The following is a 26,263-nucleotide window of genomic DNA, read 5'->3' as shown; positions in this document are numbered from 1 at the left end:
ATTACTCGAATTCTTTAACAACTTCCAGTGCATTTGTCCAGGCTTCCTGATAATACTGTGTTACAGTATCGATACCAAGGCCTTTTGCTTCTGTTACCATTTTGTTCCAAAGTTCATCGAATTGTGCCTGGTCCTTTGCAAATATCATCTGCCAGGAATATTTTTTTATTACTTCACCAATTTGTGAAATAGTCATCTCCATCTCATCAGAAATGGTAGGTATCATATTTACAGCCTGTGTAGATTTTGCAACCATTTGATTCTTTGTTACATATTCCGCCAGTGTTTCTGCTCCTAAAAACTTATTTACTTCTTCTTTCATTTTAGATGGATTACGTGTTAAGGTTGTTGGCCAGTAACGGTAGCAGATTGGATACCCATCATCCATTATGGTAGCAGCCTGTAAGCCCATAGAGTTAAAGATATAGGAGCCATCCTGTAAGGATCCGCCACCTTCTGCCGGCATTATTGGCTCTGTCTTCTGATCAACTACTGTCCAGCCGTCTGGATCTATAATGTGAGGTTCACCATTTTCATCATACTCCCAGATACTGCCCTCCGGACCATTGTACAGATATTTCTGTACCTCCGGATTATACAGCCAGTTTAAGAATTCACAAGCACGTTCAATGTCTTTGCTGTTCTTGCTGATAGCAAAGTACCAGTTACGTCCGATTGTCTGATCCGGGGCATCATAAAGTTTCATATCCTTTGCAAGCACACTTGCATAACCATCTGGCTCGTCTGCGTTTACATTGCCTGAGGCTGGTGCATTATAGGAACCAGTCATCCAGCTAAAGTAAGAAAACATAACTCTGCCGGCACTATATTTTGCATCTACATTACTAAAGGTCTGTGTTGCAGAATCCGGGTCAAGTAAGCCCCTTTGGTTTGCATCAAAGTAAAATTGAAGAGATCTTTTATAAAAGCTGTCATCTGACAATATGGATTTTGTTTCTTTTGTCAATACATCTGTTTCCATTAAGTGGGATACATATTCTGTATCAATGCCATAGAAGAAGGATAAGGTAGATACCTCTAGGGCAGTGTATTTATCCCAGTCTGAAAATAAGGAGAAGCCATATACTTTTTCACCATTTTCCGTAGTAGGTTTTTCTTTCACCATTTTTTCCACTACATCCAGATAATCTTCCAGGGTATTGATCTCAGGCATACCTACTTTTTTATAAGCATCCCATTGTAACAACGGCACCCAGTTATAGGCATTGTAAGCGGCCGGTCCGATTGCAGAAGGCATAATAAGGAGCTTTCCGGTATCATTACTGGTATATTTTTGTGAATAAGCTATAGCATCTTCGTAATTGGATACTCCAAAGATATTCGGAAGTAAATCTTTGTAATCATCCAAAGCTACCAGCATATCTGCATCCATAGCAAGCTGCGCCTGGTCTAACCCCTTAAACCCTACGATATCCGGCAAACTTCCAGATACCAGATACTGCTGCAATTTTTGCTCTACTTCGTTACCAGTAGGATACGTATCCAGCTTTATTTTGGTATCATCATATAGTCTCTGTGCGCCCCATCCCTGCCAGATACCGGATTCACTGGTAACTGACTGTTGAATAAATGCAGTAAGCGTCGTTTCCTGTTTTTCTGCTTCTGTCGTGGGAGTTGTTGTACCTGTACCACTCCCTGTGTTTGTGTTTGTTTTTGTGTTACCGCCTTTTTTACCACAGGCAGTCAGATTAAATGCCATAACTGCACAAAGTAATAGAACTAGTAATTTTTTCATACCTTTCCTCCTTAAAATCTGTCTTGCATTTATTTTCAATAGAAATCGTAACTCTATGTTACAAAAAATCTATCAAATGCCTGCTCCACTTGAAGCAAACCCCTTATATAACAAATACTTTATTACCCTTTTACAGCCCCAATCATAATTCCTTTTACAAAAAATCTTTGAAAAAACGGATAGATTAATAATACGGGCAGTATGGTTACAATACAGATAGTATACTGCACCGTTAAAGGTGTCAGCAAAGTGGATAGTCCATGTTGTGCCATAGCTGTTGGATCTTCTCTCATAATTTCTGCAATAGCATTCGCCTGATTCAAATACTGATATAAAACATACTGCAAAGTGAATAAACTCTTGTCCCGGATGTATAATACGGTATCCATAAAATTGTTCCATTGCCCCACTGCTGAGAAGACTGCGATAGTAGCCAGTATAGGTTTTGACAGAGGCAGTATGATTTTTAAATATCTTTGCATATACCCTGCACCATCGATTTCAGCGGATTCTTCTAAAGACTGAGGCAGGGATTCAATGTAGGTTTTACATAAAATCAAGTTAAAGGGTGTTACCACGCCAGGTAAAATATAAACCAAGAAGGTATTGTAGATATGTAGTGTCTTATAAGTTAAAAATATCGGAATAATACCGGCACTAAAATACATGGTAATTACTACGAAGCGGTACCAGAACTTTCTATGCCAGTATTCCGGTCTGGTAAATGCATATGCCGGAAAAGAAGCAACAAAGACAATAAAAACCGTACCAATTATAGTTCTTGCCAGGGATACAAACGCTGCCGGCGGTATGGTATTAAGCTTTAATACATTCTTGTAGTTTTCTAAGTGTAATCCTATAGGGATTAGCGTAATTCTTCCGGTGGTTACCAAGTTGTTATCACTTATGGTATTGATAAAAATATAATAAAAAGGGAATATACAGGCTATAGTAAATAAGCCAAAGGCAATATACAACACGCTGTCAACTGCCCAGTCAACTGCCGTTCTTTTTCTCTTTCTTTCCATAATAAAATCCATTGCTGTCCCACTGCCATAACGACTCTCCTACGTGTACCTGTTATGGCGAAGGGGCAACTCCTTTCATGCATTCTGTCTCCATGTACTATTATGTATCTTTTAACTTTCAGTTATTAGTAAGATGTCTCACTTCTGTCTATTAATCATTTCTAGAAAATAGACGAACCCCTTACTTTCTTTGATATCTTATTAGCTCCGAAAACCATAACAAGGCTGATAACTGACTTCCACATACCGATAGCCGTTGCATAAGATATATTTCCAAGCTTCAGACCATTGTTATATACATACAAGTCCAGTACCTCTATGTAGTCCTGATTCATTGCGTTTGAGAATACCATATACTGGTCTATACCGTTATTTACAATATTACCAATCTGCAAAACTAATAATACAAAGAAGGTCGGAATTAAAAATGGAATGGTTACGTGTTTTATTTTGGCAAGCCTTCCTGCCCCGTCAATATCTGCTGCCTCATAAACCTCTGCATCAATAGAGGAGATAGCAGATATATAAATAATGGCTCCCCAGCCCAACCCCTTCCATAAATGATATCCTAACATCTTAAGCCACATATGGCTTGTATCCGCCAGAAAATTTATCGGTGTCTTTAAAACCCCCCACTGCTGTAACAGATTATTGATAAGCCCTTCATTGGACAGCAGGGAAAAGAAAGCGGAATACGCAAGAACCCAACTAATGAAGTTTGGTATTGTGGTAAAGGTTTGTATAAACTTACGGTATTTGACGGAACGTATTTCCATTAAAAGCACTGCAAAAATCATAGGCAGCATCATGGCTAACAAATACAATACATTAATACCTAACGTGTTTTTCATAACCCTTAAAAACTGATCCCTCAAAACAGAATTGTTAAAGGGCATTAAAAACCATTTTAACTTTACAAATTGAGATTCAAAAACCGGTATACCTGGCTTATAATCAAAAAATGCGTATATCCAGCCTAACAAAGGAACATAAGAAAATATAAATACTCCAATTAATATCGGCGTTGTTAACAGGAACAAGCGAAAGCCAGCTTTTTCTCTTGCGTTTGTTCTTCTCGGTAACAAGTTGTTTTTCTTGTCTCGTTTCATTTACCAACTTCTCCTTACGTCTGCTTTAATTTATCTTCTGCTATCATTATAATAGCGTTAAGACAAGAAAAAAATTGTACTAATTATAAAACCTTGCACAAATTATAAGAAAACCATAATTTTTTAACAAAAGAGAGCTATATAGCTCTTTATTAATTATACAAATTATATACTTAATTCGTCAAATCACTACTTCTTATGTTGTAAATGCACAAATCAAATGTTATAATAAAACTAACTTGTGAAATAGCTCGTTGCTTAAATAGAACAATTCTATTCCTTTAGGAGATGACATCATATGAAATTGCACAAATTCAGGATAACTGGTTTTTACTCCAAAATGCTTTTGTTCTGTATCCTTATCCTTTCCACGATTTCTTTAATCCTAGCTGCTATTGTCAGCTCCTTTGCTAAAAAATATGAGCAGGCAGAATTCCTAAAAAAATACGATTTAACCTTAAATAATTTACATAATTCCTTTGAGCTGAAACAGAGGAATTATAATGCTGCATTAGACAGCCTCTTTGACATTCCTTATGCTTATAATGATTTATGTACATTCTTACAAATTGCAAATCCCTATGATTTAGAGGTATCTACTAATAAAAATATTATAACAGCCCTAAACCGTATCTGTGATTTTGATTCCAGCTGCATTGGTATTCTTCTGTTTTCCAATGTTACAAAACAGCTTTATCAGTTTGACCCTAAGTATTCTTCTCTTAACCAGATTCCCTTAACTACTGACTGGCCGGAACATTCCCCGTTTACCCTGGGAATTATGAATGATACCCAGTTAATGTTGAGCAGTACGGGGTTTAAAAAACCCTCCTCTAATACCTATGGTTTGGTAGGAACTATTTTTAAAAGTAGCAGCAAGACCAATAAAGTATTGGGTCAGATTATTCTGCTCTATCCTACCTCGGAATTCTTAAGTGTCCTAAACAGCTATCCTTTAAGTGCAGAATATGCATACAGCATTACGGATTCCAAACAAAATATAATATTTCGCTCCTCGGGAGACTACTCTGATTCAAGTGATTTATTCCTTGAGTATCCTACCGGCAACAGCAATAATGTCGTTTCTTACCCTACCGTTACTACTACTATCGGGAAGGAGGCGTATTTCACCTCTTCCATCTATAACGGCCGGTATGATTTTTATACCTCGTATCAAATCAAAAAAGCCGGGTACGGCACCGGCTACACCCAGAATCTTATCCTGCTTCTGGCGTTATTTACATGTGTGTGCTCTATCTCTTTATATGTAGTAACCTTTCAGTTGGCACGAAAGAAAGTTCGTATTATCCAGAAGGGTATGTCTAAAATCGGTTCCAATAACCTGACATACCGCATTCCCCATAGCAAAGGGCAGGATGAATATTCTCATATCATCACCGGCTTTAACCGCATGTGCGATGACCTTCAAAAAAATGTGGAGCAGTCTTATGTTTATGCTCTACAACAAAAAAATGCAGAGCTTTATGCCCTGCAAACCAGTATTAATCCACATTTTTTATATAATACGTTAGAACTTATCAGAGTTCAGACTCTACATGGAAACCCTGTAAGTGCCTCCCAGATGATACTTTTATTAGCCAAAATCTATCGTAACCAGACAAACCGGGAAATGTTTATTTCTTTAGGAGAAGAATTGGAACAATGCGAGAATCTCATCTCTCTTTATCAATACCGGTTTCAAAATTTTGAATATGAATTTTACATTGAGGATGCTCTCTCTCCCTACGGGCTCCCTAAGAACACCTTACAGCCATTGATTGAGAATTACTTTGTACATGGCCTTGATAAAAACAGAGAGGACAATTACTTAAAACTGGATGGAGCGCTCATCACAAACGATGGAAATTCCTATATTAAACTGACCTTGTCTAATAATGGTCAGCCAATTACAGAGGATGAACTTAAGGGATTATTAGTAAAATTGAACCAATCGGTATTTGAGAACAATGAATCCAGTGGCTTTGCACTTTCTAATGTGAATAACCGTCTGCGAATTGTGTTTGGAGAGGATTATGGAATACAACCGGGTGCCTTAGAGGATGGCAGCGGATTTTCTATCACAATAATGATTCCACCCGTGTTGACAGCAGAATTAAGAGAACGAAAACACACCGTGATGCAACAGCCAAAGCCTTGAAGCCAGGTTTGGAGCGTAGTGTTTGCTACGCTCCAAACCTGCTAAGATTTTTCAGCTTCATCACCTAATAAGGTCATAAGTACTTCAAAGGTTGGATTCGCTATTAGATATTGAACCTTTTGTGCGTCAAATAAAAAATTAGTAGTGAGTTGATAAAAGCGCTCAATGTCTGCATCCTCTTCCGTTGATATTGCAATTAAAAATACCACCTGTACCTCGTTATGTCCCCACCAGATTGGTTCCTTAAGGATACCTACTGTCACAAAATTTTCTTTCGTAATGACTTTATACGGATGAGGAATTGCCGCCAGATTACCAAAATCAGTCTGTCCCAATTCTTCTCTTTTCATAATTGCCGAATAAAAATCTTTCGGTAAATTATAATATTGACTTGCGCACTTACATAACTGTCTTATTACATCTTCCTTTTTCTTAGCATTAAGTTTGGTGAAAAACAAATTCTTATTGTAATATTTGTGTAGAAATTCGTTGCTTCCCATTTCAAACAACTGATTGTATGTCAGTATATCCTTACGTTCTAAAAATAAATTAACTTCAAAAACCGGTACGGGTACTTTGATGTTAATCGGGATTGTTGTAAAAACAAAGTCTATCTGTTTACCCTCAAAATCAAAATCTTCCAATTCATAGGTAGAACATTCGTAGATTTGGTTAATATATTTCCCAAATGCTTGTTTATATTTATACATAAATAACTGGGAGCTTCCTTTACCGGAAACACATACCACAATAATATTTTTCTTCTCGATTTTCTTATCCTGTTTTTCCAAAGCAAGCGCAAACAACATAGCAAAATAGCCTATCTCATCCTCCGGCATATTTGTTTTATAGTGTTCATTTAAAGCGATACATGCAGTTGCTGCTATTGTATAGGCAAAGGCGTATTCTTTCTTAATCTCTGCCATAAGTGGGTTCTTTAGCGGTATTCCATACTTCATACGGATTTGTAAAGGCACCATATGCTGATTTAATGCCATTCGAAGCTCAAGATTATTTCTAAAATCCAGCTTAAAGCCATTATATACGACATTTAGCATATGGAGAACCAGTTCATCTATTTCACCCGATATAACCAGGTTAGAACCATGCCTTGCATACGTATCGGAAGATAGTTTTGCACCCAGATGAATTGCAAGATAAGATATTTCAGCCTCTGAAAACCTTACACTCAGCCTTTCATATAGGAGGTCTGTTATCTCTTCTGCTGCCTGCATCGCTTTTAAGTTAATAATATGACTGATTTCTGTCTTATCTATGGTTATGGGGCAGCCTCTGCCAATTCTTCCTATCGCTATATAGGCATGTGTTATCAGACTTTCAAAGGATATTTCTGACATTCTCATCTTATGCTTGTTTATAACTTCTAAAACAATACTGCCTATTACCTGTAATTCCTGCTCCTTTTTAGCATCCTCCTTAAAAAGGGCGTTCCGCTTTATAAGACTGTTGGCGATACAAATTCTTTTATTGAACTCATTTCCCTTAACCAATATTCCATGGTTGGGTCTGCGTTCCAAGGTCAGGTGATATATATTCAGTATAAACTCCACTTTTTTTAAATCCGCTGTAAGGGTGTTTCTTGATACATAAAGAAAATCACTTAAATCATCTAATTTAACATACTCGTTTCTATTTAACAAATATGCTAATATAAACGGAACACGCTCTTCTGAATTAGTGGGTATTTGCTGCTTTGCTTCTTTCTCCATACTATGTGAGAGTTGTCGGAACTTTTCGTCTTCTAAAATATTTAACTTATAACCGAATCTTTGTTTGGATATTATTTTTGCACCATATAACTTTAGAACATCATTTAATTCCTTCATGCGGACACGAACGGTTTTTTCACTCACACCAAGTTTATCCGCTAATTCCTGTGCCGTCTGATATTCTTTGATTGATACTTCACCCAATAAAGCTTCTAACTTTACACCCAACATGTTTCTACCCTTTCCCAAACATTCGCATATGTTACTTCTTCTATCCGTTTTCCGGTTATAGTATTTGCACTGGCTTCCTTTTTAACTCCCCTCAACTATAAATACATATAAGAAAGCTTATTTACGTTTCTCTATAACATTTAATTCTTTATTAATTACACTTAGCAGCTCCTTCGGAATATTAAACCGGGATCGCTTTGACATACTATCAATTGTCATTAACCCCCGCATAGTTGCCATCTGAGGATTTTCTGCTAAATCTCCAAAGTACTTTTTAAATACAGCTTTTGCCTCTTCATTCTTATAAAGCTCCTCTATTGTATCAAAGGTAGAATAATAGCCTTCTTTAATTGCCACTTCCTGTACATTGGTTAAATCAAATTTCTGGAACCAGTTTGTTACCGTAGTTTTTTCTTCTGTCTTTTTCAACACATAGCTTAAATCCATATCTTTCACCCGGTTTAAAAACATCTCATCATAATAACAGTTTCCTTCTGAGTCGACAGCTTCCACCCGAATAAAATTCTCACCATGTGCTAATTTTACTCCCTTAAAAATTTTCACCGGTTCATGGTCATTCCTTTCACCAATCATTTTTTCACCAACAAAAAGCTTTACGGAATTAACATTGGACAATACCACCATATCATTTTCCTCTTGATGGCGGTTCACAAATCTGCTGCCGGCTAATTTCACAAATTTTTCTTTGGACCAGTATGCCTTACATAAATAAAAGGTATCCTTCTTGATTTTTCTATCTATGGTAACTAGACCTTTTTGATTCTTTCCCTTGGTTCCGCCTTCATTTCGAATCTCACTTCCAAAATCGAATAATGCCCAAACATATCCCCCTAATACATATTCTCTTTCCTTAAAAGTCTTAAGGGCATTCTCCTGGAATAACAACTGATATTCTTCTGTGTAATCCTTTACAGAAGGTGTATAGGAATGCAGGACAGGGTTTGTATCAACTCCGTATTCTGTAACCATTACCGGAATATTGGGTCTGACTTTGTGAAACTCATCCAGCCTTACTGCTAGATCCTTCATTTCTTTATAATACCATCCATAATACAGATTATATCCTACAAAATCGGTCAAATCATTTAAGCTGCTTTCATTTGCAACTGAATGTATATTCGCCTGTGCAATATATCTGACAGCGTCAAGATTCCTTGCTATTGCAGCCAGTTCCTTTACCATCTCATAAATCTGTTCATTTTCAATTGCTATGGTAATCTCATTTTGTATTCCCCAGCAATAGATGGAACAATGATTATAGGCCTGTTTTATCAATCGCTCCAGTTGGTCTTTTGCATTTTGATTCTCTTTGTCAGCAGTTGAGGGTACACTGATAAAAGGAATCTCAGCCCATACCAGCAAGCCTGCCCTGTCACAAAGAGTATAAAAATAATCGTGGTGCTGATAATGAGATAGTCTTATAGAGTTTGCACCGATTTCCTTAATAAGTGACATGTCCAGTTCCATATGTTCTTTTGTTAAAGCATTACCTACCTCTGCAAAATCCTGATGTCGGCTGACACCATTTAACTTAATGGGCTTACCATTCAAAAAGACACCTTTATCAGGGGTTATTTCAATGGTTCGAAAGCCGATTTCAAGATTTCTTTCATCCACTAACTGTTCTTCCTGATACAACTCTACCTTTAAGGTGTAAAGATAAGGGTCTTCTATCCCCTGCCAAAGTCTGGGCTGATTTAGTTCTTCTATAAATTCAAATTCTTCCTTCTCTATAACAGCACATTTCATTGTTTTAGATAATACCCCATTGCCTTCTTTGTCCAATAGAGTAACTTTAATCTTAGACTCTAGTTTGTTGTGAAGCTCATTGATTACACTGCCTTTTATCTTTAACTCATATATCCCATTCTTAATTGCTTTTTGAGTTATATACATCCCATCCCGGCTATTATCTAATAACTCAAAATGTAGTGCCCTTGTTGTAATCCAGCTTACTTCCCGGTACAATCCTCCATAAAAAGAAAAGTCAGCCATTAGAGGGTATACATCATCGAAACGGCTGTTATCAACAACAATGGAGATAAGATTCTCTCCTTCTTTTAGCAAAGGATTTAAAAACACCCGGTACATAGAGAAGCCACATCTACTGCTTCCTGCTAATATCCCGTTAATATATACATGTGATACAAGGCTTGCCGCACCGATTTCTAAATAATGATATTCCCTTAACTCCTCCCCTGTGAGAGCTACTTTCTTTTGATAGCAGGTCTTACCCTTATACATACCATCACCACTTTGCCCGTCAATTCCGTTAAAGCAATGAGGCAGGGTAATATATTCGCCATCTGGTATTTCTTTTTCGATATAACTTTCTTTTCCTTCTTTTATAAATACCCATCTATCATTAAAATCTATTTTATGCACCGTATATCCTCCCATATAAAATATTTTATTCGTAATTTAGAGACCTTTGTACAAAAGCAGTAAGCAGGCAAAGGCCACCCGTCATACAGACGGGTGGCTTATTAAAATACCTATAGTAAGAACTATCCTGACTAAAACCATTTCTTATTTGAAAGACAGTTCATTCCTACCTCTGTATATACTTATGCTTCCTGCGCTTGATTCTCTGATTCTTGTTCAATTTTAAATGCTTCGTTATCTGCCTTTTTAAAGAACGGGTACCATACTATGGCAGACAATATCACAAATACAACCTGAAGCGCGGCTATCTTCCAGCTTCCTTCCATCAGACCACTTAGGATAATGGGCATACCGGATACCGGTGACATACCGTTAACTCTTGGTATAAGTCCAATAAAGGTCAACACATAAGCAATTATTATATTGATTGCATTCATAAATACAAAGGGTACAAAGAATTTAAAGTTAAATACCATAGGTGTACCAAATACAAGAGGTTCACTGATTCCAAACAAGGAAGGGACTGCACTTAATTTTCCCAACGTTTTATATTGTTTACTTTTTGCAACGAACAACATAAGTAGTGCAAAACCAATGGCACTGCCTGACATGGTATAGGTACTTACGAAAGCACGGCCTGTGATATTAGGAAGTGCTTCACCGGCAGCAAACGCTGCTAACTGTGCTGCATCCATAGCTGTAAAGATTGGAAGAACTACGGAATAGATAACCATCGTACCATGAATACCAAAGAACCATAATACCTGTGCAAAAGTCCATAAAAGAATAATGGATACAATATTACCGCCAACTCCTTGCAAAGGAATCTGAAGGAACGTATAAATAAATTGATGCAGTGTTCCAAAAGAAGTTGCTGCAAAAATTGCGGATACAATAGTAAATACTGCTGCAGAAGCAAGTCCCGGAATCAAACTGCTAAAACTACTAGAAACCACAGGCGGAACACTCTCCGGCATCTTTATAGTAATTCCTTTTTGCTTCAAATAAATGTAGATTCTTGTGGAAACTAAACTTACCAGAATTCCTGTAAATATTCCTGTTGCACCAAGCCACTGTACCGGAATAGAGGTAACTCCCTCTGCTGATACCGCAACCGGTGTTACAATAAAGAAATTTACTAAAGCAAGTAATCCCGTGAATATACCATCCTCTTCATATTGTTTTGCATAACTTCCGGCAATAGAGACAGTAAAGATAACCGCTAAAAAGTTTGTGGTGAATTGAATAATCATCTTTAACGCAGCCGCAATCCCTACGCTTGCTATAAATTCTTTATAGGCACCAATGGGAAGGTTTAAAAATAGAGCAGCGAAAGATCCTAAAAGTGTAACCGGCATTGCCATCATCATTCCCCCGGAAATACCATTCGCTATCTTGCTTGTCTGCATTTTATTAACATATGGTGCAAGTTTATTGGATAAAGTCTTTGCTTCAATCTTAGACATACAAAATCCTCCTTAGAGTTTTCATTCTTGCGTTAGCCAAGTAATGCCAATGCGTCATTTAGTACTTTTTCACCGTTCATCATTCCATAATCAACCATATTGATTACTGCTACTTTCATCCCTTTTGGTTCATATGTTTTTCTTAATTCACCTTCTAAATATGAGATTTGAGGTCCTAACAGCAGTACATCCGTCGGCTCTGTATAGGTTTTGAATTTTGCTTCGGACATAGCTATTATTTTTGCTTCGATTCCTTTATTTTTTGCACTTTGCTGCATTTTTGCCATTAACATAGAGGTTGACATACCTGCTGCACATACTAATGTAATATAAGTCATTTTTTTGATTCCTTTCTTATTGATTTATTATTTGTTAAGTATCATCTTATACATTTCAACCATTTCAATAGCCAAGTCCCTGGTCGTAATTGCATTCATCAAATGGTCCTGACCATGTACCATTAACAGGGACACTTCTGCTTTGTTCTCTCCCCTTGATTCTGCCTGTATAATCTCTGTTTGAAATTCATGGGCCTTTTGCAAGGATTCGTTTGCTTCATTTATTTTTACTTCAGCAGTCTCAAAATTCCCTGTTTTTGCTAATCGGATTGCTTCGATAGCCTTACTCTTCGCATCACCGCCGTTTACAACTAATTCGGTTATAATCTCTTCTAAACTAACTTCCATCTTGTATCTCCTCTCTGTTCATCTCTTAACTAGATGTTAACATTGTTCAGATTGAATCTCCAACTATATATTTACCTTAATGAATACGGTAAGTATTGAATTTTAAAAAAACTCTATGACTTTCCTTCACATACCGGCTTTATAACCGTGTATTACGAAAAATCATAGAGCTTTATCCATCCTTTCTGATACCTGTTATCTTGCTCCATTGCCTTATGTCATTAACTCATCCATTTCTGTCAATTGACTTACAATATAATCAATCTGGGCATTGGTAGATAAAATATCACTGTAATAATTTAATCCAAAGTCCATATCTATCACATGTTTCTTTTTTATTGCAGGTATCGTATGCCATATTTCATTGGCGGTAATATCATCCATTCCGTTATACTTGTTATGTATAATATAATCTCCTCCATACCGTTGTAATTTTTCTAAATCAATCCGATCTACGCCATATCCTTTATCTAACACACTTTTTTGTGTTATTTCCGAAGCCCTTAATAATAATTCCCGATATAAAGTGGCACCACAACCAAATATATTTCCCATAATTGAAACATTTTCTAAGTCCCCTTCGATAATACTAAAGGTTGACTGATAGAGTCCTGCTTTTTTTAATTTCTCCCTTGCTACGCTTCGCTTATTGTGATACTCTGATAACACTGTCTTTGCTTCTTCTGGTTTATTTAAAACCGTCCCTAACAAAAGTATCCGTTCTTCTTTTGATAATATTTCATATGGAATATACAAAGTAGGAGCTACCTCAGAAAATTCATGGTACTTATCAGAATCTACCGTAATAATCAAATCCGGTTCTAGCATAGCCAGCATTTCTTTATTCCAACTGCTTTGATGACCTAATATAATGCTTTCATTTAAGTTGTCCTGAAATACTGCACCCTCATATATTTCTGTAATTCCAACAGGCACCACCCCTAACGCAAGCACATCTCCAATTAAATATTGTATCGCAACTCTTTTTGGATTTAACTGTATGTACTGCCCCGTGTTATATCTATTTTTTGCAATTAAATTACGATACCCACTTGGCGCAATCCCTATATGTTTCTTAAAGGTTCTGTTAAATTGGTACTCATCTGCATAACCACATGCTATTGCTATATCTTTTAGATTGTCCTCTGTTTTTAACAATCTTATCTTCGCACTGTTAAGGCGAAGCATAACTAGATATTCTTTCGGACTTTTTCCGGTCATTTGCTTAAATAATCGGTTTAGATGACTGGAACTAATCCCTAATTCATCCAGCAAATCCTGAATTATAATCTGTCTGCCCTGTTCCTGCTTCATAAACTTAAGAGCCTGGCATACTATATCCGAGTTCTCGTTGCAGACACAATCCCGTATACTATCCTGTGCAATTCTATCAAGAAATTGATAAAATAAAGCTTTTAATCCAAACGCTTCCATAAGGGTGTTCCTTTGGAAAGATTTTTCCATTTGCTTTAATAATTGTAGTATAAAAAGTGGATTTTCAAAGGTCATTTTATAATTCCATAAAAGAGGCTTTATCCTATGTTTAGCAGCTAGTGATTTCTTATCATAAATACTATTTCTGCCAAGCTTGTATTCAATGTAGTAATACTCTAACCCTTCTTCAAATGATTCGATACAAATTTTATTTGCATTTCCAATGTGAAATAATTGAAATTTTTTCAGGTTGTGCTTGTTAGAATGGAGTTGCATATACCCGCTGCCTTTTACTGCATACACATATACCGGCTTTGTTATTGTGTGTACAAAGCCCTCCCCATCTTCTTTAATTGTATAGCATTTTATAAAGTTTACATCTATATTCTCCTGCTTCCATATAGAACAAAGCATATCCATGTCTTCTTGCCGTATTTCTTTCATATCATTCATGTGCATTCAACTCCTGAAAATTAAACCTGCATTTAGTTTCATTGCCGTTTTGGTATAGGATATAAAGTTAGTATTGACTAACATTATAGCATAAACCACGGGTTGTTTCATCTATTTCATAAAAAATGCCTTTTATTTCATACTAACTTACATGTTATCGACTTTGCTCGTATATCAAATTAAACGTATAAAGATAGATTTTTTATGCTAGCTCCCCTTGTATGCAGTATATACTTGCAGATACAGCATTGCCGCAAATAGGGTATAAATTATGTTTTTTATGACACTAAGCTCCATGCTTGTCATAAGCCTGCTTGCTGTACTGCTCAAATAGAAATAGTACTATTTCAGCAAAAAAATATCCTGGAACTTTCACAAACGTAAAAGTCCCAGGATGTATCTTTAATGGATTGTAACCCTTTATTTCGATTCATTCACTGCATTAATTAATGCCTCTGTCACAAAATTAATCTGTGCATTGGCCGAATATATATCGGTATAAAAGCTTAAACCAAATTCCATATTGATGAAACGATTATTTTTAATTGCAGGAATGCTGTTCCATATTTCATTTTGAGTCAAATCATCCATTCCTTCATAGGAGTTACGAATAATAAAATCTCCAGCAAATTCTGTCAGAACTTCAAAAGAAACACTTTCTCTGAAACCGTCCTTTTCAATTATATCTGACTGCACCTTCTCAGGAGCTTTTAATCCTAACGATTTGTAAGCAATTGCTCCAGTTCCGAATTTATCCCCCATTACTGTCATATTGCTTAAACCACCTTCAAAGATTGATATGGTATACTCTTGAAAGCCTGCCTCAGTTAATTTCTTTTTTGCTTTTTCTAAATTCGCATAGTACTCATTTATTGCATTAGCCGCTTCGTCTTTTTTATTCAGTAAATCCCCAATTAATGATATTCTCTCCTCCATGGATAGTTCATCATAAGCAATACATACGGTTGGTGCTATCTTTGAAAATTTATCAACATCTTCTTGTACGATTACCAAAATCAAATCCGGCTCCAACTCCATCAGACTTTCCGGATCCCATTCGGCATGGTGGCCTAAATCTTCTGTCTCAGTTACAAGCTCTGAATATGCCGCTCCCTCGTATACCTCTGATATTCCTACCGGAATCACTCCAAGTTCAATCACATCACCTATAATATATTGAACTGCGATTCGCTTCGGATGATTCGGTACTTCTATATCACCATTTGGTGTACTTACAATCCTTGTTCCCGTACCTTCCTGCTCTGTGGTTTCTGTATCTTCTATTTTGCTATCACTTTTTGTATCATCTGCCTTCTCTATTACGACAGTATCAGTACCTGTACCAGAATCCCTACTCGAGGCTGATTTGCAGGCTGACAGTATTACTAACATAAATAGAAGGGATGATATTATACTAATTCTTTTGATTATACTTACTTTTTTCATGGGGTACTCTCCTTGTTTCAAATGCATTTGTTTGACTATTCAAACTTATTTCATTATAAGGAGTATTGACATAGGAGGCAATAGGTTTTTTTGCCAAGATTACTATGTAAAATATGCCATTTTAGGCGAGCTATTATTTTATATACTATTTTGAAAATATATTTCAGTGGTATATATAATAAGATAATTATGTACTTATTTTTTCGTATTTCTCATTCATTTAACCATGTGTACAAATCCAAACTTCTCTTCTTCTGAAGTAACTGCCTAATGCATTACATAGCACATAATCCTTTCCACAATGTTCTCAACAAGGCTTGATGGAAATCTCATAGCATAGTATACTATTTACACTGCAATTACCTATGGCGTTATTGGTGTGTGAAAGTGGGCTTGATTTGCGTCTGGTCACCGCTTCCATTATTTTTTCTTAAGGTCTGGCTTCAACCTCTTAATCCCTCTTCTGGAAGCTTCCATTAAAGAGAAACTCCCTCCTGTTCCATATATGCGTCCAGTATATCTTTTGCCTCTTGGTCTAGCTTAACTGCTACTTTAACAGTTATTGAACTATGTACAACTTTATATTTTTTACTTAAAATGATTCAAATTACTTTAAGTTCCAGTATCATTTTTAGATTCAGCTAAAATCAAATCCTTTAAGTATCGTCAAAATTATCACTATAGTTACTTGAAAAATCTTTATCATAATATCAAAAGCTTTGGGTCTGTAAAATATTTTGTGTCTTTGGTTTTCAAATTATTCCTGAGGGTCGGGTGTGGGCAAATCCCACAATGCCCTATAATTCAAGAAGATTATTCAATTCGGGTCACAGATAATTATTTTGATATATCAAGATTTAGACACAGAAAAATTTACACCCTCAAAACTTTTTCTAATAACAATTACTCTAATTCCTATTTTTTACAAGCTCCTCATGAAATATTTAGTTTACCTGATGATAATTTATAACCAATCTGGAATTTTATCACATAACTCTTAGAGCATTCTGGTTTTTTGATACAATTGAATATTTAAAATTGCTGCGTACAACATTAAATTAATTTGTTATAACAATTATATTATTCCAATTGATTTCGCTTATCCATATATTCATCATATGCATTACTAATCTTTTCCCTACAAATATTACTCCACTCTGTAATCCATTTTTGACGTTGTTCCTTATCATCCACATCCATCTCTCCACCAAAACCAATAAAATCATCCATGTCCTCAATCACTCCATCTTCATTAGAATATGCTATCTCATGTGGACATTTTGTATAACTAAAATTTTCGCATTGCAAACAATGTATACCTATTCCTTTGCCATTTGTATAGCAAGGATTATTTTCAACAGGTATATCACAACTACAATAACATTCAAGTAATAAATGTTTCATTTTCATACATCATATCCTCCTAAAATTAATAATTATGATCTGTAAGTATCTCTATAATTTTTATTATTCCATCTTTCCCCTTTTCGTATATAATTCTACCTTTTCCTCTACCTTTTCCTGTTCCTTTCATATCGACTGCCCATTGTCCTTTCCTATCTCCACTTAACGGATGTTCATTCAATCCTTGAGTATTTCCATTTTCCAAAGCATCTATTGCTTTATCATATCCTTTTTTTGCTTCAGGACTTAGCTTTTTAACTTGCCTTTCTACGTTTTTGGGCACTTCAACCTTAGTCTTAGAGCCACCCTCATTCCCTCCATCCATCCGAATAATCGTATCCCCCTCATTCACATGCTCTGGGAATATATCAATTATACTCTTTGGTATATAGGGAGGATTTTCAATTATTACATTGTTCTCCCTTTCCGTTGCTGGTATGGAGCCTACGTCTGGAATATCCAAGATTGGTTTTGGAAATATCGTAACACCGATATCCTTTGGTATATCCGCCGGAAATACGTCTACTGGCGGTATTGTTAAGTCTTTGCCTAACTTTTGATACGGGGTTACACCATGAATCGCTCCTATTATTGATGATATCATACCTGGAATATCTTGTGAATCCTTTTGTAAGGTTCTTAAGGCTAACTTTTTTTGTGCCTCTATGAATATCCTCTGTAAGCTCCTCCATGAGTGGTGATACCACAGCTTTACCAAGCTTAAACAATAATACAATGCTGTCTTTCATATCTAATAGTGCATTACCGATAAAATGATGTTTTGCTTCCACTGCTACCGCTGCAGTGCCTCCTATGACAACGACAGCCACGCATAACAAGGCAAGTGCTAAACTACCTGTAAGCATTCTTCTTCCCCCCTCTCCCTAAACATACCTCTCCTCCTGAATCTTCTTAACACTCTCCCCTGTTTGTACCTCTACATCGTGAAATACCGCATCCTTCCAAAGAACTTCCGTTAACTCACAGTTTATAAAGCAAACCTGCCATAACGTACAACCTGTAAAGTCACTCATCTTTAAATCACAATTTACAAAAGTGCAATCCTTAAGCTCACTGTTCTTAAAATTTGCCCCTACCAAAAAGCTTTGCTCAAACTTTATATCCTGTAACCTTGTCTTCTTAAAGGAGATTCCTGACATATTCTTATATTCCACTACCGCATGTTGTATCTCCATGCCGTTCCAGTTGGTAAACAATAGCTTTGCAGGATCTTGTTTAAACAAGAGCTGATGAAACATATCCTGGCTTTTTTCTGATTCGTCATAGGCATATACAATTCTTGCTTTATCCTTATAAGCTCCCCAGGTTACTAGGACATTACTTTCCTTAGGAAGCTTCTGAAAGCACTCCGCTTCCTCCAATTGGAGAAACCATTTCATAAAAAAATAAATAAAGTATTGATTATATAAGGAGTACTCCTCTAACAAATAATAATCAATGGAGCTTTTTCTTATTTTCCCTACATATTTCTGGATGCCTTTCTTAAATTCCCCTTTGCTTTCTGTAAGCTTTTCGTAAAGATAGGGAACATAATAGGATGCATGGACACCAGTTTCCTGATACCAAGCCTTACTATATGCAGTTACCGCAATCTCATAGGTATCTTGCCATAATCCGATTTGCAAGGGTGTAAAGTGAAGGAATGCCACTTTATATTCCTGTTGATTTTGCACAGCTCTTATTTTTTCAGAAAGAGCTTCAATTGATTGGAAAGTTTGCTTTTTTAGCTGTTCTTCCTGTTCTACCAGCTTCTTTAATAGCTCCTTTTGAACCTCCTGTAAGACTGGCTTCATCTCTGTTTGATAGTACTGTTCTTCTAAGTGATTCATCTTTCGTTCCATCCGCCACCTTTCTACAACTCCTGTTGTTTTAACTCTCGTTAGCAAACTCAACTTTAATATGCTGCTGGATATAAGCTATCATTTCTGAATATAGATATTTTTTCTTTTCTACGCAGGTAATGGTTAAGCTAACCCAGTCCTTATGACCAATCAGGTAAAGTTGGGTTTGATACATATATCCGGCGGTAGTGGGCATCCGGCAAGCTATGGTGATTTTTCGTAAAAGCTCCTCTTGCACTTCCTGAAACTCTTCCAATTCAACATAAATATCGTTTTTCTTTAATTCCGTTTCCATGGTATTTTTCAATTGCTCTATCTGTATTTCCTCACCCTCCAGCACCTGCTTTGATAAAACCATTGAAAAGCCACTATATCCCTCCATCATAACTTCTTTAAACTCCATCCCCCACAATTTTCTTCGCAATATACTTTCTACAAGGTCTAAATGAATAAATAAAAAAGCAGGATATCAACTATGTAAATTGAAAATATCCCACTTTTATTATTTAAATAATTGAATTTAAAGGCTTTTAATCTCTAAAATTCTTTAGATGTTATAACTTAAAAAGCATTCTCTTCCTCAAACATTCCAAGAAACCTTAATGCACGAACTCCATCCCTTAATCCTTGTATGTAGGCAGCTTCCAGTTCCAGATTCTCCATTGCGGTTTCTCCTTCATAATGTTGCCAGATAAACCTTCTATCTTCCTTACTAAGTTGTTGAAGCAATTCTTCCACTCTGCTCTCTGTTTTCTTTTGCTGCTCACAAATATCATTATATTCCTTCTTGTGAAGTAACTGCTCTAATGCAATATCATAACGCATAGTAATAAGACTTTTCCACATTTTCTGTTCCAAATCCATCCTATTTTACTTATCCTTTCCACAATGTTCTCAACAAGGCTTGAAGGAAATCCCAGAGCATGGTATACTATTTACACTGCAATTGCCTATGGCGTTGTTGGTGCGTGGAAGTGGTGCTTGATTTGCGTCTGGTCACCGCTTCCATTATTTTTTCTTAAGGTCTGGCTTCAACCTCTTAATCCCTCTTCTTGCAGCTTCCATTAAAGAAACTCCTTCCTGTTCCATATACGCATCCAGTATATCTTTTGCCTCTTGGTCTAGCTTAACTGCTACTTTATATGGCTTGGGATTATCCGTTGGACGACCCATTTTTTTCTCACCCATACTCTCACCTCCCACAATGGGCTGTCTAAAGTATATACATTAGACAGCCTAATGTCAAGTGAAATAACAAAAATATCCTAATATTTCTTAAATTATACAGAAACAATGGGTATTTTTGTTATTTATCGAATAGAACAATCTTTTTAATGTCATGTCCCACTTGATACTTAACTTTAAAATTCTTATAATAAACAGAAATTATATGAATTGTTGAATAAATAAACTCAATAATAAAGCACTCATAACTTGGAATGTATATTATGCATGACATTTAAAATGATATCTGATTAAAGCAAGTTAACATTACTTACAAACAGAAATCACGGATTACAGTGCCCCAATCATACCATTGTACATAAAACCAGATTATTTCAGCAAAGTTAAAACAGGCAGTTCACAGTTATCGAACTGTGTACAACTTTATATTTTTCAATTAAAATGATTCGAATTACTTTAACTTCCAATATCATTTTTTACATTCAACTAAAATTAAATCTTTTACAGCATCATCAAAATTATCACTATAATTACTTGAAAAAATCTTTATCATAATATCAAAAACTTTTCTAATAGTCATTGCACTGGTTCCTATTTTTCCACAAGCACCTCCTGAAATATTTAGTATACCTGATGGTAATTTATAATCTGTCATTTTATTACATAGCTCAGTAAAGCAATCTAAATATTCTTTTGATATTCCTTCCAAAACTTCATCATTAGTTGAAGCAACCTTAGATTCGAATTTTAATCCATCACTTTTGTTTATATTATATATAATCGCAAATTCGTTACTATCATTTTTAACAAACTCCATATTTAACATTGCATAATTACTCGCTGCACGCGGTGCGATAAATAGCTCAACACACATTATTCCATTAAACCAATTAATTCTTTTATCACCTTGATATTTAATTTCATAGGTACTTTTTTCTGATTGTTTGACATTAGGATATTCGTTAATCCATATTCTAACTTTCCTAAAAGCATCTAAACTCCATATTTCTTCCATTCTTCAATCCTCCAATAATCAAACCAAGATTTACCAAACCATTCCGGCATTGCTTTTATTACATCTGGATACAAATCAAATTCTGTTACACCATATTTTCAAGCATCAGATTATGTACTATCTTATAATTATGTGCCTTATTCATTAATTCAGTTTCTTCAAAATATAATATCAACTAATTAATTCCAAAATTATTAATTAAAAATCGAATCCAACAACCGTTTTATAAGTAGTTGCTAAAATCAGCATTTCTCTTAATCTAACAAGTTCTTCATTTTCGTTTCTATTTATTAACTGCGTTACAACCTCCAATGCTGTTGGAATTTTATCTAACTCCAAAATTTCTTCTTCATATTCATCAATAATAATATTACATTCTTTATTAATACTTTCAAAAACTCCCAAATCATCTAGAACCCTATACTGTCCTTCAGACAATATCATTTCTTCCAGTTGTTCTTTCATTTGAATTCCATAGTCATAATCTTCCATAGCCTTTTTATCCTTAGGAACTCTAATAAATCTTTCTCTTTCCATAAAAATTCTCCTCTTTATTTATCTGTATTTTTAAAATGCGTAACTCGCTGATAATCAGCTTTACTTCGACCACGTGTTTTGCCATTAACAATTTCGTTGTTCATGTCATTTCCATCCATATCTAAATAATTTCTACCACGCGGTTTTGTTGTATCTTCAATTCTAAAATAGTTACCATTTTATGAGCGACTCCTTTAAATCCATAACCGTGAATCAAGACAATAAGCATTTCGTGAATTCATTTGATCTATTCAATTCAAGACATCTATTTTTAGTAGTTTCTGGTATCGACTTTCTGACGCTATTTCGGTATCGTATGTTCTCAAAGGAGGGAAGCATTATGACCGAGCAAGAATTATTAGATATATTTATTCAGGAACGAATCAATATGCTAATTGATATATTCCACAAAAATCAGCCTAACAAATCTAAGAAGGAAGATGAGCAAATTCTACAGGCTGAGATTTTCATTGAAACTTTACCTGACAAAGAGAAGGAACTGGTTGATAATTACATTGACTCACTTATAAAACATCTTGCTTTAGAAGAAGCTTTTCTATATCAGCATGGGATCATCGATGGAATGAAGATTCTGAAATATATTAATAAATTATAACTAGTGGACCATTTTTTCTTGCATTAGTTCCCGGTATTTTAACCTCAAGAACACACTTTATTATTGAACTGCCCCCAAAAGTTATACCTAATTAAACTGTTGGGGTCAGTTCACTTGCTGGCCGATTGGCTACGAGACTTATACCATAAAATGATTATGGCTCTTACTTTTTTATTGTTTCAATTTTAACTCCAAGTATATCAAAAGGAATCTTAAAATAGTAGTAATCATCAAGATATGACGTATAGTAATTATTATTCTTTCTCTCCAAAATCAAGTTTGAGCCATTTCCAATTAAGAGTAAATTATAATCTGTATTCTTAATAATTTCATTTATAGTTTTAAAAAGTATCTCTAAAGCATGATCTCTAAACTGACTAAATACTTGAATTCGTGCACTTGTATCTGCAACAAAGTTAAAATCATCTTCAATAACCTCTAGCCCGACCTCTTCTTCTAAATCTACCGATATAGTCATACAGTCAAGACATAAATTAATAGAATCTTGGTCTTCAATAGATTTGAAGTGAATGTTTAATTTTTCCATAATTTGCATTAAGTAATAAGCATAATCTTTTTGAGTTTTCTTACTAAATAACAACAATTCAAACTCCATAGTATATCTCCTTAATCAGTAAAAATATTTATAATTTTCCCATCCTTAATAATTTTCAAATCTTCTAGTCTTTTTAGATCTCCACTAGGAGTTGCCTTTTGCTTAATCACAGTTATCAATTCATCAACGTTTCCAGCATAATCATCTAAGTTCAGTACTATATTAGGTGCTTGATTTTTAGTTTTACCTGACAATTCTCTGACAATTGTTTTCGTACTTGTTTCGGCTTTTGGAGCATAAGAATCATACACTTTATTTTCGATAAGAAGATCTGGATTAGATGTTTCTTTAACACCATAACCATTACCACCTGGTACTTCGTCTAGCATTTCAACTTTATAACCATTTTGAGAAAGTAAATCTGCCGACTCATTTTGCCTAATATATCCAGGTGTATCATTTGGTGCATAATTTCCTTTTGGCTTGGCGTTTGAATTAGGTAAGTCACTAGGCTTTGTAACCTTCCCCGAACCCTCACCCACTCCATTCCCTCCATCCATCCCGATAATCGTATCCCCTTCATTCAAATGCTCTGGGAATATATCAATTATACTCTTAGGTATATACGGAGGATTTTCAATTATTACACCGCTCTCCCTTTCCGTTGCCGGTATGGATTCTACCTCTGGAATATCTATAATTGGTTTTGGAAATATCGTAACACCGATATCCTTTGGTATATCCGCTGAAAATGGTGGTATCGTTAAATCTATGTCTATCGGGGTTACACTATGAATTGCTCCTATTATTGATGATATCATACCTGGAATATCTTGTGAATCCTTTTGTAAGGTTCTTAAGGCTAACTTTTTTTGTGCCTCTATGAATATCCTCTGTAAGCTCCTCCATGAGTGGTGATACCACAGCTTTACCAAGCTTAAACAATAATACAATGCTGTCTTTCATATCTAATAGTGCATTACCGATAAAATGATGTTTTGCTTCCACTGCTACCGCTGCAGTGCCTCCTATGACAACGACAGCCACGCATAACAAGGCAAGTGCTAAACTACCTGTAAGCATTCTTCTTCCCCCCTCTCCCTAAACATACCTCTCCTCCTGAATCTTCTTAACACTCTCCCCTGTTTGTACCTCTACATCGTGAAATACCGCATCCTTCCAAAGAACTTCCGTTAACTCACAGTTTATAAAGCAAACCTGCCATAACGTACAACCTGTAAAATCACTCATCTTTAAATCACAATTCACAAAAGTGCAATCCTTAAGCTCACTGTTCTTAAAATTTGCCCCTACCAAAAAGCTTTGCTCAAACTTTATATCCTGTAACCTTGTCTTCTTAAAGGAGATTCCTGACATATTCTTATATTCCACTACCGCATGTTGTATCTCCATGCCGTTCCAGTTGGTAAACAATAGCTTTGCAGGATCTTGTTTTAACAAGAGCTGATGAAACATTTCCTGGCTTTTTTCTGATTCGTCATAGGCATATACAATTCTTGCTTTATCCTTATAAGCTCCCCAGGTCACCAAGACATTACTTTCCTTAGGAAGCTTCTGAAAGCACTCCGCTTCCTCCAATTGGAGAAACCATTTCATGAAAAAATAAATAAAGTATTGATTATATGAGTAGTACTCCTCTAATAAATAATAATCAATAGAACTTTTTCTTATTTTCCCTACATATTTCTGGATGCTTTTTCTGAATTCCACTTTGCTTTCTGTAAGCTTTTCGTAAAGATAGGGAACATAATAGGATTCATGAACTCCGGTTTCCTGATACCAAGCCTTACTATATGCAGTTACCGCAATCTCATAGGTATCTTGCCAGAATCCGATTTGCAAGGGTGTAAAGTGAAGAAAAGCCACTTTATATTCCTGTTGATTTTGCACAGCTCTTATTTTTTCAGAAAGAGCTTCAATTGATTGGAAAGTTTGCTTTTTTAGCTGTTCTTCCTGTTCTACCAGCTTCTTTAATAGCTCCTTTTGAACCTCCTGTAAGACTGGCTTCATCTCTGTTTGATAGTACTGCTCTTCTAAGTGATTCATCTTTCGTTCCATCCGCCACCTTTCTACAACTCCTGTTGTTTAACTCTCGTTAGGAAACTCAACTTTGATATGCTGCTGGATATAAGCTATCATTTCTGAATATAGATATTTTTTCTTTTCTACACAGGTAATGGTTAAGTTAACCCAGTCCTTATGACCAATCAGATAAAGTTGGGTTTGATACATATATCCGGCGGTAGTGGGCATCCGGCAAGCTATGGTGATTTTTCGTAAAAGCTCCTCTTGCACTTCCTGAAACTCTTCCAATTCAACATAAATATCGTTTTTCTTTAATTCAGTTTCCATGGTATTTTTCAATTGCTCTATCTGTATTTCCTCACCCTCCAGTGCCTGCTTTGATAAAACCATAGCCAACTCCTTATTTTTAGACCACAGATATTTGTTTTCAATGGCAAGCTTTTCATCAAAAAACTGTTTTGGCAAGGATAAACTTATGCTATGATGGAAGACTTGTATTTCTTCATATTCGTAGATGGGGAGCAACGCAGGCTCTGATGCCTTTGTGTCCTTCCCTTTCTCCTGTTTTTGTCTTATTAACCTGGTATACTTTTGAATCTTTGCAATACTTTCATCTTGAAAAGCCACTATATTCCTCCATCATAAGTTCTTTAAACTCCATCCCCCACAATTTTCTTCGCAATATACTTTCTACAAGGTCTAAATGAATGTATAAATGCTTCTTCCGAAAGCCGCCTGGGTCATTTTCTTCCAGGTCGAATAGTTTGTACTCCCCGATTTTACCTCTATGAAATACTTTTTTGTCTATCCACCCATTTTTTAAATACGTGGTTTTCTCACCCAAAGCATCAATTTCAGGTGCGATTACCAGATAACACTCTTTTTGTATGGATTCTTCTTTATTGCTAAATATTACAATGCGATATTTTGCTTCTGTCGTGTACATCTCCATGATTTCTTTTAATTCTGCTGAGACATAACATTCATTACCAAAGATAAATAAATCAGGTAAACTATCATAGCTTCCTTTAAAATCTCCTATCCCAAAAGGCTCTGAACTGCTGGTATCCCACTCGACTTTTTCGATTACATAGTTATATATTTCCCTCTTATCCTGCATCACTTCATAAAATTTCATA

27 protein-coding genes are annotated in these 26,263 nt (G+C 35.6%); 2 read left to right on the top strand and 25 right to left on the bottom strand.

All coding sequences use genetic code 11. The annotated features are described in order from the left end of the window. Window position 1 precedes the first annotated feature (1 nt). The 3 genes from acsn021_RS04205 to acsn021_RS04195 all read right to left on the bottom strand — a co-directional run bounded on the left by acsn021_RS04205 (window position 2) and on the right by acsn021_RS04195 (window position 3,893). The gene (locus acsn021_RS04205; RefSeq protein ID WP_184090143.1) at window positions 2-1,756 is read right to left on the bottom strand and encodes an extracellular solute-binding protein; all 1,755 of its coding nucleotides are present in this window, start codon (window positions 1,754-1,756) and stop codon (window positions 2-4) included. 122 nt (window positions 1,757-1,878) lie between these two features. Then, window positions 1,879-2,784: a carbohydrate ABC transporter permease gene (locus acsn021_RS04200; RefSeq protein WP_184090139.1), complete on the bottom strand. Its 906-nt coding sequence runs from the start codon at window positions 2,782-2,784 to the stop codon at window positions 1,879-1,881. 161 nt (window positions 2,785-2,945) lie between these two features. Beyond that, window positions 2,946-3,893, bottom strand: a complete 948-nt coding sequence (locus acsn021_RS04195; protein WP_184090136.1) for an ABC transporter permease subunit — start codon at window positions 3,891-3,893, stop codon at window positions 2,946-2,948. A gap of 298 nt (window positions 3,894-4,191) precedes the next feature. On the opposite strand from acsn021_RS04195, the gene acsn021_RS04190 reads away from it, so the two are divergent. Next, on the top strand, window positions 4,192-6,051 hold the full coding sequence (locus acsn021_RS04190; protein WP_184090133.1) for a sensor histidine kinase: 1,860 nt from the start codon (window positions 4,192-4,194) through the stop codon (window positions 6,049-6,051). A gap of 41 nt (window positions 6,052-6,092) precedes the next feature. On the opposite strand, the gene acsn021_RS04185 is transcribed toward acsn021_RS04190, so the two are convergent. The 16 genes from acsn021_RS04185 to acsn021_RS04110 form a co-directional block, all read right to left on the bottom strand. Next, window positions 6,093-8,012, bottom strand: a complete 1,920-nt coding sequence (locus tag acsn021_RS04185) for a BglG family transcription antiterminator (RefSeq protein WP_184090130.1) — start codon at window positions 8,010-8,012, stop codon at window positions 6,093-6,095. A gap of 117 nt (window positions 8,013-8,129) precedes the next feature. Next, entirely contained in the window at window positions 8,130-10,418 is a 2,289-nt protein-coding gene (locus acsn021_RS04180; protein ID WP_243182317.1) for a glycoside hydrolase family 2 protein, read from the bottom strand. Window positions 10,419-10,600: 182 nt separating this feature from the next. Next, entirely contained in the window at window positions 10,601-11,884 is a 1,284-nt protein-coding gene (locus tag acsn021_RS04175) for a PTS sugar transporter subunit IIC (RefSeq protein ID WP_184090123.1), read from the bottom strand. 32 nt (window positions 11,885-11,916) lie between these two features. After that, window positions 11,917-12,222 (bottom strand): PTS sugar transporter subunit IIB, encoded by a 306-nt coding sequence (locus acsn021_RS04170; protein ID WP_184090120.1) that lies wholly within the window; start codon window positions 12,220-12,222, stop codon window positions 11,917-11,919. Between the two features lie 27 nt (window positions 12,223-12,249). After that, window positions 12,250-12,570: a PTS lactose/cellobiose transporter subunit IIA gene (locus acsn021_RS04165; RefSeq protein WP_184090117.1), complete on the bottom strand. Its 321-nt coding sequence runs from the start codon at window positions 12,568-12,570 to the stop codon at window positions 12,250-12,252. Between the two features lie 213 nt (window positions 12,571-12,783). Next, on the bottom strand, window positions 12,784-14,457 hold the full coding sequence (locus acsn021_RS04160; protein ID WP_184090114.1) for an AraC family transcriptional regulator: 1,674 nt from the start codon (window positions 14,455-14,457) through the stop codon (window positions 12,784-12,786). A 420-nt stretch (window positions 14,458-14,877) separates the two neighbouring features. Further along, window positions 14,878-15,903: an ABC transporter substrate-binding protein gene (locus acsn021_RS04155; RefSeq protein WP_184090111.1), complete on the bottom strand. Its 1,026-nt coding sequence runs from the start codon at window positions 15,901-15,903 to the stop codon at window positions 14,878-14,880. 1,080 nt (window positions 15,904-16,983) lie between these two features. After that, window positions 16,984-17,313, bottom strand: coding sequence for a hypothetical protein (locus tag acsn021_RS04150; protein ID WP_184090108.1), 330 nt, complete (start codon window positions 17,311-17,313; stop codon window positions 16,984-16,986). Window positions 17,314-17,332: 19 nt separating this feature from the next. Beyond that, window positions 17,333-17,632 (bottom strand): hypothetical protein, encoded by a 300-nt coding sequence (locus acsn021_RS04145; protein ID WP_207727992.1) that lies wholly within the window; start codon window positions 17,630-17,632, stop codon window positions 17,333-17,335. 76 nt (window positions 17,633-17,708) lie between these two features. After that, window positions 17,709-18,173 (bottom strand): hypothetical protein, encoded by a 465-nt coding sequence (locus acsn021_RS04140; protein ID WP_185264968.1) that lies wholly within the window; start codon window positions 18,171-18,173, stop codon window positions 17,709-17,711. A gap of 18 nt (window positions 18,174-18,191) precedes the next feature. Continuing rightward, the gene (locus acsn021_RS04135; RefSeq protein WP_185264967.1) at window positions 18,192-19,169 is read right to left on the bottom strand and encodes a pentapeptide repeat-containing protein; all 978 of its coding nucleotides are present in this window, start codon (window positions 19,167-19,169) and stop codon (window positions 18,192-18,194) included. A 28-nt stretch (window positions 19,170-19,197) separates the two neighbouring features. Beyond that, complete coding sequence (locus tag acsn021_RS04130) at window positions 19,198-19,593, bottom strand: hypothetical protein (protein WP_207725213.1); 396 nt, start codon at window positions 19,591-19,593, stop codon at window positions 19,198-19,200. A gap of 137 nt (window positions 19,594-19,730) precedes the next feature. Then, window positions 19,731-20,027 (bottom strand): hypothetical protein, encoded by a 297-nt coding sequence (locus acsn021_RS04125; protein WP_184096135.1) that lies wholly within the window; start codon window positions 20,025-20,027, stop codon window positions 19,731-19,733. 150 nt (window positions 20,028-20,177) lie between these two features. Further along, on the bottom strand, window positions 20,178-20,357 hold the full coding sequence (locus tag acsn021_RS04120; RefSeq protein WP_184096133.1) for a hypothetical protein: 180 nt from the start codon (window positions 20,355-20,357) through the stop codon (window positions 20,178-20,180). A 466-nt stretch (window positions 20,358-20,823) separates the two neighbouring features. Beyond that, complete coding sequence (locus tag acsn021_RS04115; protein WP_184096131.1) at window positions 20,824-21,369, bottom strand: hypothetical protein; 546 nt, start codon at window positions 21,367-21,369, stop codon at window positions 20,824-20,826. Between the two features lie 198 nt (window positions 21,370-21,567). Then, on the bottom strand, window positions 21,568-21,906 hold the full coding sequence (locus tag acsn021_RS04110; RefSeq protein ID WP_184096129.1) for a hypothetical protein: 339 nt from the start codon (window positions 21,904-21,906) through the stop codon (window positions 21,568-21,570). A gap of 340 nt (window positions 21,907-22,246) precedes the next feature. On the opposite strand from acsn021_RS04110, the gene acsn021_RS04105 reads away from it, so the two are divergent. Beyond that, complete coding sequence (locus acsn021_RS04105; protein ID WP_184096127.1) at window positions 22,247-22,522, top strand: hypothetical protein; 276 nt, start codon at window positions 22,247-22,249, stop codon at window positions 22,520-22,522. Between the two features lie 163 nt (window positions 22,523-22,685). Here acsn021_RS04105 and acsn021_RS04100 read toward each other — a convergent pair whose 3' ends face one another. The 6 genes from acsn021_RS04100 to acsn021_RS04075 are packed head-to-tail and all read right to left on the bottom strand — an operon-like array spanning window position 22,686 to window position 26,262. After that, on the bottom strand, window positions 22,686-23,138 hold the full coding sequence (locus tag acsn021_RS04100; protein WP_184096125.1) for a hypothetical protein: 453 nt from the start codon (window positions 23,136-23,138) through the stop codon (window positions 22,686-22,688). An 11-nt stretch (window positions 23,139-23,149) separates the two neighbouring features. Next, window positions 23,150-23,899 carry a CdiA C-terminal domain-containing protein gene (locus acsn021_RS04095; RefSeq protein WP_185264966.1) on the bottom strand — a complete coding sequence of 250 codons (750 nt, stop codon included), beginning with the start codon at window positions 23,897-23,899 and terminating at the stop codon, window positions 23,150-23,152. Further along, a complete protein-coding gene (locus acsn021_RS04090) occupies window positions 23,868-24,161 on the bottom strand; it encodes a hypothetical protein (protein ID WP_185264965.1) in 294 nt (97 codons plus the stop codon). Before acsn021_RS04090 ends, acsn021_RS04095 begins: the two co-directional genes overlap by 32 nt. Before the next feature lie 18 nt (window positions 24,162-24,179). Then, on the bottom strand, window positions 24,180-25,157 hold the full coding sequence (locus acsn021_RS04085) for a pentapeptide repeat-containing protein (protein WP_185264964.1): 978 nt from the start codon (window positions 25,155-25,157) through the stop codon (window positions 24,180-24,182). Between the two features lie 27 nt (window positions 25,158-25,184). After that, on the bottom strand, window positions 25,185-25,751 hold the full coding sequence (locus acsn021_RS04080) for a hypothetical protein (protein ID WP_184095179.1): 567 nt from the start codon (window positions 25,749-25,751) through the stop codon (window positions 25,185-25,187). Continuing rightward, entirely contained in the window at window positions 25,735-26,262 is a 528-nt protein-coding gene (locus tag acsn021_RS04075) for a hypothetical protein (RefSeq protein ID WP_184095177.1), read from the bottom strand. The genes acsn021_RS04080 and acsn021_RS04075 overlap by 17 nt, the downstream gene beginning before the upstream one ends. Window position 26,263: the final 1 nt, after the last annotated feature.

Source organism: Anaerocolumna cellulosilytica (assembly GCF_014218335.1).
Classification (GTDB): domain Bacteria; phylum Bacillota; class Clostridia; order Lachnospirales; family Lachnospiraceae; genus Anaerocolumna; species Anaerocolumna cellulosilytica.
Note: the sequence above shows the minus strand (reverse complement) of the source record. Positions and strands in the feature narration are given on the sequence as shown.